Source organism: Paenibacillus sp. Root444D2 (assembly GCF_001426375.1).
Taxonomy (GTDB): Bacteria; Bacillota; Bacilli; order Paenibacillales; family NBRC-103111; genus Paenibacillus_E.
Genome location: NZ_LMEO01000011.1, coordinates 49,124 through 62,655 on the forward strand (window position 1 = coordinate 49,124; position 13,532 = coordinate 62,655).

The following is a 13,532-nucleotide window of genomic DNA, read 5'->3' on the forward strand; positions in this document are numbered from 1 at the left end:
GGATGCAACGCTATTGTATGGTATTGAACTCGTCATGCAGAGTGCGAATATGAGAAAACAATTGGAGAATGCTGATTTGGTCGTTACGGGTGAAGGAAGATTAGATCAGCAAACTCTTTCTGGCAAATGGATCACAGATCAAATAGAACAAATTATGAGATTGTTGAGCATAACGCAAGAGAATCATTTTAATAAAAAATAAAGACTATTTTTTTTGTATAATTATTGACCGTACAGTAAAGTATATCTTGAAATTTTATACACTTTTTCTTGAAATTGTCCACATTTTCTAGAAATGATGACATATTTTAAACGCACGTGTGGGCTTAAAATGAGAGTAGATCATCCGGGATATTAAGTGTTGACATTCGTTGATCTATCACAGTAACCAGTCGAATGTTAAAGACGGAAGGGAGGTGAACTTGACGAATATAGGCCTCAATGGGTAGGAAAGGAGTTCGTAAAAGAAAACTGGTAAGGACAGCTTCACGATTGACCGCAGCCAAACTTTGTGTGAGGAGTGGTAATTATGAAAGCAATTACGTTTCGCCCCATGTGGATTCGCCTCGTTTGTATGGTGTTTAGTTGTTTGCTTATTATCAGCTGTTTCCAGAACCTCGATGCTCGCGCATCTGGCATCACGATATCTATCCCCAACTCTTCTTTCGAGGATGTCGGAACCGGCATACCACAATGGTACACACACCCCACGTACGGCCAAAATACAGCAACCGTCTCGAGTGAGAAAGCTTACACTGGCTTGAACAGTATGAAAATGGTGGACACCAGTACTTCGGGTTCACTTGCTCGGATTAGCGAAAAGGTCAGCATTACGCAGAATGAAGAGTACACCGCTTCAGTCTTTGCTTATATTGAGCAAGGATCGATTGATGTTTGGCTGATCTTCTATAACGGTACTACGGAAACGCTTGCTTGGCCCACTGGCGTTACGCCCACGCTCAATCAATGGACGAAGAGATCTATTACAGCAAAAGCTCCAGCTGGAACAACTCAAGTAGCGGTCATGGTTTACAGCTCCTTAGCGTCTGTTACGACTGCCTACGTTGACGATGTTTCGATCGGTCAAACCGTTAAAAATGCAGGCTTCGAAGACTCGTTAAGTGATACATGGATAGTGTCCTCCGGTGCAGCCGTTTCGACGGTGCAAAAGGCGGGGGGAACCAACAGTCTTAAACTGGACGATTCCAGCCCAACCACTGCTAGCACTGCGGAAAGCTCGAAGGTAAAGGTTTATTATGGCACAAGAGTTGGAGCTACAGCCAAAATATACGCGTCCAGCGGCTCCGGGCTGAGCATCCACCTTCTTTTCAAGAATGACGCTGGAATTGTCCTTAAAGATGCTGCAAACGATTTCACGGGCATTGCTTCACAATGGACCCCGGTTTCTGTATCAGCTACCGCCCCTTCAGGTACAACATCTGTCTCCGTATATCTAACAACGGGAGCGACAACTTCGATGGTTGCTTACGTTGATGATGTGACGCTGGATAGTCCGATTGAATACAATCTCGGTACTCAAATAAAGAACAATCCCCTCGACGTCGCTGTATTCGGTAAAGATGCAAGCGGTAACACGGATCTTATGTATGTCGGTTCCAGCGGATATCCGTCCAAGTTGGTGGTTTACGACGCCAGAACGGGTGAGCTGTTGGAAGATCGAGATCTCATGGTTGCTCCGAATAACACGAAGATAGAAGCAGTTTGGGGAATGACGGTGGCTGCTGATAAGTCCGTCTATTTGGGAACGGCGAACAAGAAAACGATGTTTCGGTATCTCCCAGGCACAGTTAGCACGGCCAATGGGAATAAATTAATTACTGGCAGCTCGTTAGTGCCAATCACCCTGCCTACCGGAATGGATGTTATTTGGGATGTAACGGCGGGAAGCAACGGAAAAGTCTACGGCGGAACTTCCACCGAAGGCAAAGCGTACCGTTACGATCCGACCGGAGGGACTGTCGTCTTAAACAGTGGCCTACCCATCGTCAATGGCCTTGGTTTCGTGAGGTCAATCGCTTATGCGAGCGATACTGAGGTATATATGGGTATGGGACCGACCTCGAATGCGACAATCATTCGCTTTAATCCGACGAATGGAACTCAAACCACCATTTCCCCGCCAAATTATGGCAGCAAGTTTGTGAATAGACTCGATTATATTTCGAACGGATCGGCGTCGAGGGTGTTCGCCCAGCTATCGGCGGGTCCAACGCTGGTATTGGATAGCACAACGGGTGCGATTGCCTCTTCCTTAAGCGATGTCGACTCACGCGGCGTATCGATGAAACACCCTTCGGATGACAAAGTGTTCTACACGAAAGGGAATAATCTTTACAGCTACGATATTTCATCAGCGGCAGAATTAAATCTGGGCGATGTAGGAGGAAGCGCAGCTGGTTATACTTATTTGACCGATGCAGGCAACACTTATCTGTATGCTGCGCTTAAATCAGGAAAAATTTTGAAATATAAGCTCGCAGCAACGCCTACAATTGATACGACGACATCGTTCGTAATTCCAGAATCTGTGACCAAAATTCGGTCACTGGTCAAGGGGCCAGCCGACAATATTTATACAAGCGGCTATTTGCTTGGAGGGATGGGCGTCTATAATCCGGACACATCCAAAGAAACGTACTTTAAAGGCGCAGGCCAAGCGGAAAATATGACGCCATTGGGCAACAATCTGTATTTAGGCATATATCCCGGCGCGTGGATCAAGAAATACGATACAACATCGACGTGGAATGATACTACGAACCCTTCGCTCCTGTTCCAGGATATCGACGACGCCCCTTACAAACAGGATCGTCCGTTTGGCATGTTAGCAGAACCCTCAATGAATCGGCTTTATGTCGGTTCAGTAGCGAGTTCCGGGAATAATAAAGGCTCCTTCACCGTCTATGACTTGTCTACTTCCCAACAAGTCACGACCATTAACGATATTGTCTACCATCAAAGTGTTATTTCACTTGCATACAAGAACAATAAAGTTTTTGGCGGCACATCCGTTTACGGGGGAATCAGCAGCACGGTTGATGCGACGGAAGGAAAAGTGTTCGTTTGGAATACAACTGGCGCCAACTCGACACCAGTTCCTCAATTCGTCCCAGCCCCCGGAAGAAAAGTCATCTCAGATCTCATCGTTGGTCCGGATGGGAAAATATGGGGACTTGCGGAAGGGAACTCGTCAGGCAATTCGTCCCATGACACGACCGCAGATTTATTTATTATCGATCCGAATAATCCAGATGCTGCTCATACGACAGTATATCCCGACAAATTCAGCTCAATACCCGTGTCTTGGCAAGGCGGCAAAATGGTTGTCGGCAACGACGGTAACGTCTATGTGAGCGTTGGTGGGAAATTGTACGCCGTTGACGCCAATTCTGCCAACAAAGACGCGGTTGCTTTAATCGGGGCAGGTGTGACCCTGCTGACAACGGATAAGTATGGCGATCTTTATTACGTGAAGCACGAAATTAATCTCTACAAGTATGATAAATAAAGGACTCTTCCGTTCAGGTTCATTCGACCATGTCATCGACATGGTCTTTTTTTCATAGGGATGCTGGTCGTATCATCCGGTTGATTTTGTCATCACCGAATAGGATGCTGAGAGTAAGTGGACATAATGCTAAGCTTACAAAGCTCCTGCATCTCTAGCTGAATAAAACGAAGGGTAGATTGGCCGATAGTTTAATTCTTCCCTGATGCGTGTCGTATCTACGATCATATCCCATGGGTTGAACTCTTGCTGCACGGCATCTGATAAATGGTTGTCAGTAAGACCATGAAGACGAAACAGTTCTTCAACAGTGATGGAATCATCAGCAACGTTATAAATGTGGCCATCTATTCCATGCATGCAGGCGGCAAGCAGCAAAGCTTGACTTACATCCGCATGGTGTACCATATGAAGCCGTTTGGCGAGGTTCCATTTGCTCATTATTGGAAGAAATTCTGTGACATGGGGATCATGTTCACCATAGACAAAACCAAACCGCAGAATACGAAGCCCCAATCCCTTCTCATGATGAAGACGGAGCAAAGCTTCTTCTGCTGCGGCTTTGGTCTGAGGATAAGGGAATTCAGGACGTAATTCATCCTCTTCACGGTTCGGTCTGTTACGAGCTCCAGCTCCAGAACCATACACTAAATTGGTGCTCGCAAACACAAATCTTGGAACTTCTGCATCTAAGGTTGCTCTTGCTAAAGCAATGCTGGCATCGAAGTTTGACAGTTTCGCCGTAGCTTCATCTACACCACGAAACTGAGCGGCCAGGTGCACTACGACGTCAATGCCTTGCAAAGCAGTTGCGAGACTTTCCGTCTGTAAAAGATCACCTTCAATAATCTCAACGCCTAGCTGTTGAAACGTACTCGCCTTTGAAGCATCTCGGATCATTGCTTTAACGTTATGCCCGTGCTGCAGCAAACGTGGTACAAAGCGGCTTCCTATTTTTCCTGTTGCCCCAGTTAAAAAAACATTCATTTTCGATTACCTCCTCGGTTTTGTCAATGCTATACTAACGTATTACAGAAACTGGAATCAGCTGCCTTCCTGTGTTAAACGTAGGATTGGCAGTGTCAGGATAGGGGGAGCAGCCAATGAAAGAGTTTTCTTCCAGCTTATCGCTGGGTGAGTTTTTGCGGGCACGCAGAGAACGTCTTACTCCAGAGGAAGTTGGGTTGCCGTCTTATGGTCGGCGTCGAACGCCCGGGCTTCGGCGTGAAGAGGTGGCCCAACTTGCCCATATTGGAATTTCATGGTATACCTCATTGGAGCAGGGAAGAGAAGTGAATCCATCTGAGGAAGTATTAAATAGTTTAGCGGGAGCATTACGATTATCCGTTGATGAGTGCCGCCATCTCCATATGCTTGCAATGCCATCAAAACTGGAGGTAGAAGAGGATCAAGAAGTGAGTACCGGGTTGGAGCAAACGGTGAGGGCTCTTGAACCTAATCCAGCTTTCATTTTGGCAAGAGGTTGGGATATATTGATGTGGAATCGAGCGGCAGAACTTGTATTTCGACTACCGACATTCTCAAAGGATTTGCAGCCGCGCCCAAATTGGTTGAGACGTTTTCTGACGGATTCGTCTTTACAAAAGAATAATTTGGATTGGGAAGCTAAAGCAAAGGTCATGATTGCGCGGTTTCGTGCGGATTACCCACTTTCTCACAGGATGAAAAGCTTAAGGGGTTAATTGAGGATTTTATGGAGACAAGTGGATTATTTCGTTCTGTTTGGCCAAAACATGATGTTCAGACCGTCGCTGACTGCCACAAACGATGGAACGATCCCTTTATTGGGGAGATGGAATTTGAACATGTGACCTTACAACCACCGAGCAATCCGGAACTTAAAATTATGATTTATACCGCATCACCGTCTACGGCTGAGCGATTGAAAACGTTACTGGGTCGGAACATTCCAAATGAAGAGAGAGATGTTTTTTTATGAGAAAAGTTGTCATGTTTAACAGTGTTTCAATTGATGGTTATTATGCGGGCCCGAACGGAGAATCGATTGGTTTATACATGACCCCGAAGTCGATAAAGCCGCACATGAGATGATGAATCCTGACACATCCCAATAAACTGAACCAACATAAAATCCCCTTAGTAGCCGCTAATATTGCGGCTTTTATTTATTTTCTATGAATCAAAGGCTTTATGTTAAAATGTGGATATATGAATCAAAGGTGGATGTGCACTCAAATGGAGAACTGTTCGAATATCATGGGAATTCCAGTTCCTAAAATAACAATGGATGATACCGTTAAATTGATTAGTGAGGTTATCACGGAGAAAAAAACAGAACTGTTTCATATTGTTACGCTCAATCCGGAGATCACCATGTCTTGTCAACACGACCAACAGCTGCGTTCCATTATAGACGAGGCCGATCACCTCACAGCTGACGGAATCGGAATCGTCATGGTATCGCGTTTAAAAGGGAATCCCTTGCCCGAGCGTGTTACGGGTTGTGACCTTCTAGTCAAATTGCTTGAGACTGGAAATCGAAACAATTGGTCTTTTTACCTTCTGGGAGCGGATGAAACGACTAGTAAAAAGGCTGCCGAAAATATCAATAAGACATACCCCAATGTATCGGTTCTGGGAAGACATCACGGTTTTTATGATCAGATGGAAGAGGCACAAATTATTGAAGAAATAGAAATATTGAGTCCCGATGTCTTAGTTGTTGCTCTAGGGGCTCCAAAAGCTGAACGTTGGATTTATAAGTTTAAGGAAATGCTCAATGTTAGAGTAGCTATTGGCGTTGGAGGAAGTCTTGATATCATCGCTGGAAAAGTGAAACGAGCACCTACCATTTGGCAAAAACTACAGCTGGAATGGCTGTTTCGATTAGTAAATCAACCTTCAAGATGGCGGAGACAATTGATTTTGCCTCGTTTTGCTATTAGAGCGTTGTTTTTTAAAGAAGAAAGCTAAGTATATTGTAGTATTGTACATTTCCATATTAGATGGACTGCCCATTCAAGAATTTCAGCGAAGCGAAGGTGCTGCTCAAGTCTGTTTCTTTCAAGCCGATCGAGGACCACTAGCAGGATGTTTACCTTTCGATTTCGCACCTCGACTAAAATAAATATCAGTATGATTTTGGATACGATTTTTCGGAAGGGCTCGGAAGAGTGAAGATTGGCGATAAATTCGGTTTTATCGATAAATCGGGAACAACCGTGATCGACGTGAAATACGACGAAGCTTTGGATTTCCATAATGGATTAGCTCCGGTTAAAGTCAGTGAGAAATGGGGCTATATCAACAAAAGCGGAGAGTGGGAGATTCAGCCTCAATATGAAGATGCGCAGCCATTCTCGGAAGGTCTTGCCGCCATTCAAACAGGGAGTAAATGGGGCTTTATTGACTACAAAGGGACTCTAGAGATACAACCTTCTTTTGATAAAGCAAAGTCATTCACAGGAGGCCTGGCAGCCGTTCAAGTAGGTGATTGGAAATGGGGTTATTTGAATAAAAAAGGAGAGTTCCAGATAAAACCGGCTTATTACTTGGCAGAGCCTTTCACAGCCGGAATTGCGAATGTTCGTGTCGGCTGGGAAGGAGAAGGCCCGGATTCAGGATATATCGACGTAAATGGGAACTACATATGGACCCTTAGCAGATAAGAGTTCGAAATAGATCCAATAATTATTTTGATTAGATAAAGAACAACTTTCTATTGAACAAAGAACGAGAGTTATATTTGAAACAAGGAAGGTAGCCGTTCAGAGGATGATCGGCTGCCTTCTTCGCTATGATAAATATTCGATCAACTGCTCGTGGTTTATTTGGAGTTCTTTCGGCAAGGGATTATTGGTTAAAAGAGAATTGTAATATTTTTCGGGAATGACTGAGGAAAAAGTCTCCTGCATTAATTCTTCGAATACTACATCCTTATAACCCCAACGTGTCAAAAGTCTTTTCAAAAATTCGGAATGAAGCATGATATCAGTAGTCCCAAGGTGGAAAATGCCCGTCAGCCCTTGTTCCATTAAATAGGTAATTTGCATCGATAATAACTGATCTGTGTTCCGGGTGGAATACAAATTCGTATAGATCTTTATTGACTCTTTGTCTTTAAGCTGTTGTCTCAATTCATTAGTTCGCGGTGTGTTATGACCAAAAATGGTTGGAATCCTAACGATGGTAAGTTTGTCGAGTAGTATTTCAGCCATTACTCTTTCGCAGTCCACTTTAAATTGTCCATAATCACTGGCAGCGCGGGGAGGATCCTCTTCGAAATGAGGCGAATCTGTACTCGCATCAAACACGTTGGAGGTGGAGCAAAAAATCATTCGACCACCTGTATTTCTTAAGTAGTCAGCAGTTTGAATATGGAACTTAAGCTGCTCTTCAAAATCTCCGCGCAAAGCCATAACTACGAAATCGGGATTGACTTCCGTTAAAAACTTGTCCAGTAAATCAAGATCACCTATCGGAAGATGAATAGTGCGATCCGAAGGTAAAAATGTCGGTTTACTCAGATTATAACTTCCATAAACATCATGATGATTACCTGTTAGAGTTTTAGTTAATGCCTTTCCGATTGTTCCGCTTACTCCGAAAATGATGATTTTCATTTAGCCTAATCTCCTTTGAGGATTTGGAGAACCACTAACTCGATTGTAACATAACAATGACATGTGAAAACATCTATGGCAGGTGAGGAAAAAGAAAGAATAACAGTGTTAGCGTCATAGGTGCTCTCAATTTAGGTGTAGAATACTTGAATCCGATTTTTACTCATCCTTATCATGCAGCGCGTCACCCATCCAAACAAAATCTGCATGATAAGTATACGAAATGACGCAACGTTAAAGTGGGAACAAAGGGCACGCTTATGGCAACGTAGTGAAGACTGGATAAACCAACGATGATGAATCCCACCCTCAAGCTTAATCTTGGGGATGGGCTTTTTTGGCGTTTTGGGATCAAAATCGTCGAGCGATATCCGAAAGAAGCCTGACTCCATCCCGCAGTTGCCCCTCATTGACGAATGAATAGCTTAAACGGATCCAAGATTTCATCTCTCTAAGAGGATCAAAGATGATACCCGGAACAAAAGAGACCGATTGCCGGACGCTTTCTTTCAAAAGCTCTTCTACAGGAAGTGCTTCGGGAAGCTTAAGCCACAAATTGAAGCCTCCTTTTGGACTGACCCAACTCCATCCGGTAGTGGATAATTCCTCCTCCACAATTTCTTTTCTGATTTGAAGGGCGATGCGCAGCTTCTCCAAATGTTGCCTAATCCGTTCTGACTCGAAGTAGTGTAGAAAAATTTTCTGGTTAACCAAAGGAGTTCCGTTATCAGCCAACGATTTTGCGGTAATGAGTGGTTTTATAACGGACGGACGACCGATGACGACGCAAATGCGTAGTCCTGGTGCCACATATTTACTGAAGCTGCGGAGATATACAACCCAACCATCTGTATCGTAAGAAAAAATAGGCTGAGGAGGCGGCTGGTCAAAATACATCTCGTGAATGGCATCATCTTCTATTAGTAAACAGCGATATCGTTCAGCTAGCTCGACAAGCTGCTTACGTTGGTCTGAAGGAACCGTATACCCTGTGGGATTATGAAAAGTAGGATTCATATAAAAAATACGGGGTCTATGCTGTTTCATTAGCATTTCGACTTTCTCCAAATCGTAGCCTTTGGGGGAAATGTCGACAGGAATAAACCGTGCACCCTGTTGGCGGAAAATATCAAGCGCGGCACTATATGTTGGCCTTTCTACCAAGATAAAATCCATCGGTCTGATGTATACCCGAGAAATTAAATCAATTGCCTGCTGCCCTCCGGTCGTTATCAATAGATCGCTTACTGTCAGTTGAATACTGTGATGGCGTTTCATGTACTGGCAAAGGAATTCACGCAGTTCTTCATCCCCTTGTACACTGGAGTAGGTTCCCATTAATTTCGGATAGATGTCGAAAACTTTCTTAACATATTCAGATAGATAAAGATTCGGCAGTAAATTGGGATCGATCAATGATTGGGAAAATTGATAAACAACGGGTACCTGTTGAATTTCGGATAAGGAGTTTTTCAAATGGCCGGAAGAGGTGATAGGGCTTCTATCCGTATACTCGGAAATAACATGTTCCGTGAAGTCAGGACTTACATAATATCCCGATTTCTCCTTTACATAGACCTTATCGTTTTGTTTCAGCAACTGATACGCTCGAAACACTGTTAGCCGGTGTACCCGGAGCTCTTGGGCGAGCAGCCTAATCGAAGGCAGCTTGTCATGTGCCTTTAACTCTCCACGCTCGATCCTGGTGATGATATAATCGTACGTTTGTCTAAAAAGTAGTTTGGTATCATTCGTCAATGAGTGTATATTCTTCATACCTAGTTCACTCCTTTATTCACTTATTATATATCAAGCTTTCGCAATCTGTTCTGCTATCTTGCATCTGTTCTGTTACCTTCCTTGTATAATACATATCAAGAGGGGGAACATCCATGATTATTTTCAATTATTTGCTCGTATGTCTCATTTTTGGAACAACTTTTTTAGCGATTAAGGTAGGTGTCGATGCTTCAACGCCGCCTTTCTTCTCCGCGGGAATTAGGTTCTTCCTTGCAGGTTTGATATTGTTCTTTTGGATGGTATGGAAGAAAAAGGCCAACTTATCGTTGTTAATTCACAAAGAAATGCTGCTAACAGGAATAGGTTTGACTTTCGGCACATTCTCTACATTGTACTGGGCTGAGCAATATGTCTCATCCGGCTTCGCTGCCGTTTTATCGGCTACGGCTCCAATGATGATGCTTGTGCTGCAAACACTTGTCCTGCGGCAGAAGACATCGGCACGATCTGTATTCGGCTGCATACTAGGATTCGTAGGAATTGTATTGTTATTGCTTCCACACCTTACAATAACCGCTAATATAAGGTGGATAATCGGTTGCGTCGCGATTTTGGTGGGGCAGATCTTCTATTCCTCGGGTGCCTTATATTCCAAAAGGGTCATTCAACGATTCCCACAAGCATCGCCCATTGCGCTTAACGCGGCTCAGATGATTTATGGAGGCCTGCTGCTTGTTATTCTGTCTTTATTCACGGAACACGTGGACATGAAGAGTATGCTGACAACAAAGGCGATCGGATCACTTCTATACTTAATCGTTATCGGCTCGATGGTAGGACATAGTCTTTTCTATTGGCTCGTCGCCAAAACGAATCCTGTCTTTCCGACTACATGGCTCTATATTTCGCCGACGATTGCTCTCACTTTCGGAGTGCTATTTTATGGCGAAACGATCACTTGGGTATCGGGAATAGGGGTGATAACCATTATTACTGGAACAGTTTTTGCCAATCTGGACAGCTTGAAACAATTGATCAATAAGAGAAGAATAGACTCAATACCCGTTAGACAGGCTAAAGTATTAGACTGAAGAGACCGTCGATTCATTCATCCAGTCTTACTCTGCATTGAGGTGCTAAAATCGGTATCAATCGTCATTTATGCTCATTGCTGGATGATTGAATCCATATTCACATTTGAATGATGTTGTATAAAGTGTAACAATTACTGCTTAAATCTTGCTTCTCAACCTTAGTTGTTGCACAATGTACAACAATTTTGGAGCTATACAGGCCATTTCGCAACAGATGGGCTCGAAATGTTGTACAATCTGCAGCTTTGAGTTGAAAAATAACCACTGGGCATGTGAATTGTTGTAATAAATACAACATTGATAACCGCTATAGCCCAACTACCAAATGTTGAATCTGGTTAATGCAATGAAAAGAGCAGGTGCAAAATGCATTCTGTTCTTTTTTATTATAGGAAAGGGCTAAGTTCTTGTCCTCTGACACAAGAAAAAAACCACCCTATTTGGTGGTTAACGAATAAAAAAAGTGACTAGATAAATTTACTTAGATTATCTATTTAATTGTGGTAGGGCTTGGCTTAAGGGGAGAAGCTATTTTTCGATGATAAAGCCCGTAATACAGAATGGCAGAGCACGCGACAACCATGCCAGCTATGAAGTACATCGTATGGTAATTCGTTCTCGAAGCGACAGCGCCAAGTACATAGGAGCCAATCCCATATCCAGAGTCGAAAAGTAAGAAATACGTGCCTGTCGCAAGCCCTCTGCGGTGAGTCGGCGCGGCTTGAATAGCGATGGTCTGAAAGCTGGGAAGCATCGCCCCGAATCCAAGGCCCAGCATACCACCTGCAATTAAAAATAGGACAGGGGATGACGCTATGCTTAGGGTTATCATCCCTGATGTGAAAAGGATGACTCCAGGATATACTAATAAATGAGGACCTGAACGATCAAACCATTTACCTGTAAAGGGTCTGGATAAAACAATCATCAATGCGAAGACCATGAAGAAGTAACTCGCATACGTATCCAACCCGATGGATTTAGCGTATACCGAAAGAAACGTGGTAATAGCTCCATAAGAAAAGGCCAACACACTGCCTGCCAAAGAAATTGGCAAAGCCCGCGGCTCAATGAACTTTCTCCAACGAGACTCGGATTGTATGCCCACTTTAGTAATAGCTTTAGGAATACGAATGGTCACTCCCAACAAGAAAGCAAGAAGCGCGAACACAATGCACACTCCAAATAGAAGACTATTATTGTGAGTCTGCATAATGGTTAGCCCCAGAAATGGACCCACAACCATAGCTAAGCTCATGAAAAGGCTGAAATACCCAATTCCTTCACCTTTGCGGCGATCAGGAACAAGCTCGATGGCAACTGCACCTGCAGCCGTTGTCGCCATCCCGAAACCTATGCCATGAAGAAACCTTAAGCCTAGCAAAAAAGTATATTGATGAACGAGTGGATAAAGAGCCGTACAAATCATAAAAAGCGCCAATGAAAAAAGCACAATCTTTTTCCGGTTCCATTCATCCATCCACTTACCGGTTAAAGGCCGTAAAATGACAGTTGAAATAATAAAGACGGTCATGACCAGACCAATCTGCTGTTGTCCACCATGCAATGTATCAGTAACGAAGATTGGCAGCGTGACGGCAAGGATGTAAAAAGTCATAAATAAAAAAAAGCTGCTGAAACAGACAGCAACAAAATTACGATTCCACAATTTCTGATTCGTATTCACTGTAAATCCTCCACTTCCTTCATGCATGCATTGGCTTGGTGGGTCAATTGGATGAGCATTCCCCGCAATATTGATGTTTGTTCCTCCGTAAAACCGTTAAGAACCAAGGAGATTACCTTCTGCTCGATCGGTGTCAGAACATCATTCAAAGCCTTGCCTTGTTCCGTGATAAAGGTAAGAAACGATCTTCGATCCGTCTCATTGGCCCGTCGTTCCACAAAGCCTTTGCGCTCCAATTGATCGAGGATTCGAGTAATGTTGGTTTGATCCTTTTCAGCTCGGACCGCTAGTAACTTCTGTGTTATGCCGTCTTCATCAGCTAAACGATTGAGTACAGTCCATTGCTCTGTTGTCATATCATAGGCCTGAAAATGGCTGTTCAATAACTGTGTCAAACGTCTGCCGGCATGGTTCAAAATAAATCCAAATGAGTTATCCAATCCCAAAATCATTCACCTCACAAAATTAGTTGCTATGGCAATTATATTCCTAGCAAATAAATTCGTCAACCATATGAGTCTCTAGGGGTATAACATCTTCGAAATCGGACATAATATTTGCGACGGTGATTCAGCGAGGTGTTGTGTCGCATATTATGCAGCTAACTACCAGGGAAGTTGTTATTGAATCTATATAGAAGCGAGGAGATGTGCCGCAGATTCATTAATGTAGTCATGTACTGCAGGAATGTGATGAGGTAGAGACCCAGCTAAGTAAGGTTCAAGGCAAAAGTACCATCAATCTATCACCGTCGAAAAAGACCCTGAAAGGGGTCTTTTTTATTTTGAAATAATTAAATTGGTTACTGGGATTAGTTTTCAAAATTTGGTGTTAACGGCAGGAATACGCAAAAAATACTGCGAATTATTCTGTAAGTA

General features: G+C 43.5%; 10 protein-coding genes and 2 pseudogenes. 7 read left to right on the forward strand and 5 right to left on the reverse strand.

The genetic code is table 11. The annotated features are described in order from the left end of the window. Positions 1–13 precede the first annotated feature (13 nt). Positions 14–202, forward strand: coding sequence for a glycerate kinase (locus ASD40_RS08480; protein WP_235549205.1), 189 nt, complete (start codon positions 14–16; stop codon positions 200–202). 327 nt (positions 203–529) lie between these two features. Next, positions 530–3,529: a carbohydrate binding domain-containing protein gene (locus ASD40_RS08485; RefSeq protein WP_057302884.1), complete on the forward strand. Its 3,000-nt coding sequence runs from the start codon at positions 530–532 to the stop codon at positions 3,527–3,529. Between the two features lie 135 nt (positions 3,530–3,664). On the opposite strand, the gene ASD40_RS08490 is transcribed toward ASD40_RS08485, so the two are convergent. Then, the gene (locus tag ASD40_RS08490) at positions 3,665–4,516 is read right to left on the reverse strand and encodes an NAD-dependent epimerase/dehydratase family protein (RefSeq protein ID WP_057302885.1); all 852 of its coding nucleotides are present in this window, start codon (positions 4,514–4,516) and stop codon (positions 3,665–3,667) included. A 116-nt stretch (positions 4,517–4,632) separates the two neighbouring features. Here ASD40_RS08490 and ASD40_RS08495 point away from each other — a divergent pair. The 4 genes and pseudogenes from ASD40_RS08495 to ASD40_RS08505 all read left to right on the forward strand — a co-directional run bounded on the left by ASD40_RS08495 (position 4,633) and on the right by ASD40_RS08505 (position 7,179). Next, positions 4,633–5,489, forward strand: a pseudogene (locus ASD40_RS08495) (helix-turn-helix transcriptional regulator). Between the two features lie 257 nt (positions 5,490–5,746). Beyond that, entirely contained in the window at positions 5,747–6,484 is a 738-nt protein-coding gene (locus ASD40_RS08500) for a WecB/TagA/CpsF family glycosyltransferase (RefSeq protein WP_057302886.1), read from the forward strand. Between the two features lie 158 nt (positions 6,485–6,642). Beyond that, positions 6,643–6,699 (forward strand): annotated as a pseudogene (locus ASD40_RS39055) (hypothetical protein); the annotation flags it as partial. Continuing rightward, positions 6,685–7,179: a WG repeat-containing protein gene (locus ASD40_RS08505; RefSeq protein WP_057302887.1), complete on the forward strand. Its 495-nt coding sequence runs from the start codon at positions 6,685–6,687 to the stop codon at positions 7,177–7,179. The pseudogene ASD40_RS39055 and the gene ASD40_RS08505, both read left to right, overlap by 15 nt. A 126-nt stretch (positions 7,180–7,305) precedes the next feature. On the opposite strand, the gene ASD40_RS08510 is transcribed toward ASD40_RS08505, so the two are convergent. Both ASD40_RS08510 and ASD40_RS08515 read right to left on the reverse strand, forming a co-directional pair. Beyond that, a complete protein-coding gene (locus ASD40_RS08510) occupies positions 7,306–8,133 on the reverse strand; it encodes a sugar nucleotide-binding protein (protein WP_057302888.1) in 828 nt (275 codons plus the stop codon). Between the two features lie 351 nt (positions 8,134–8,484). Further along, a complete protein-coding gene (locus ASD40_RS08515; protein ID WP_057302889.1) occupies positions 8,485–9,909 on the reverse strand; it encodes an aminotransferase-like domain-containing protein in 1,425 nt (474 codons plus the stop codon). Between the two features lie 116 nt (positions 9,910–10,025). Here ASD40_RS08515 and ASD40_RS08520 point away from each other — a divergent pair, with 116 nt between their 5' ends. Further along, complete coding sequence (locus tag ASD40_RS08520) at positions 10,026–10,964, forward strand: DMT family transporter (RefSeq protein WP_057302890.1); 939 nt, start codon at positions 10,026–10,028, stop codon at positions 10,962–10,964. 493 nt (positions 10,965–11,457) lie between these two features. Here ASD40_RS08520 and ASD40_RS08525 read toward each other — a convergent pair whose 3' ends face one another. After that, positions 11,458–12,654 (reverse strand): MFS transporter, encoded by a 1,197-nt coding sequence (locus ASD40_RS08525; protein WP_268795882.1) that lies wholly within the window; start codon positions 12,652–12,654, stop codon positions 11,458–11,460. Next, the gene (locus ASD40_RS08530) at positions 12,651–13,100 is read right to left on the reverse strand and encodes a MarR family winged helix-turn-helix transcriptional regulator (protein WP_057302892.1); all 450 of its coding nucleotides are present in this window, start codon (positions 13,098–13,100) and stop codon (positions 12,651–12,653) included. The genes ASD40_RS08525 and ASD40_RS08530 overlap by 4 nt, the downstream gene beginning before the upstream one ends. Positions 13,101–13,532 lie beyond the last annotated feature (432 nt).

Bases quoted from the DNA above. Each gene is read 5' to 3' on its own strand.
- ASD40_RS08485 (WP_057302884.1), top strand. From the start codon at position 530: ATGAAAGCAATTACGTTTCGCCCCATGTGGATTCGCCTCGTTTGTATG.
- ASD40_RS08510 (WP_057302888.1), bottom strand. From the start codon at position 8,133: ATGAAAATCATCATTTTCGGAGTAAGCGGAACAATCGGAAAGGCATTA.
- ASD40_RS08520 (WP_057302890.1), top strand. From the start codon at position 10,026: ATGATTATTTTCAATTATTTGCTCGTATGTCTCATTTTTGGAACAACT.
- ASD40_RS08515 (WP_057302889.1), bottom strand. From the start codon at position 9,909: ATGAAGAATATACACTCATTGACGAATGATACCAAACTACTTTTTAGA.
- ASD40_RS08490 (WP_057302885.1), bottom strand. From the start codon at position 4,516: ATGAATGTTTTTTTAACTGGGGCAACAGGAAAAATAGGAAGCCGCTTT.
- ASD40_RS08500 (WP_057302886.1), top strand. From the start codon at position 5,747: ATGGAGAACTGTTCGAATATCATGGGAATTCCAGTTCCTAAAATAACA.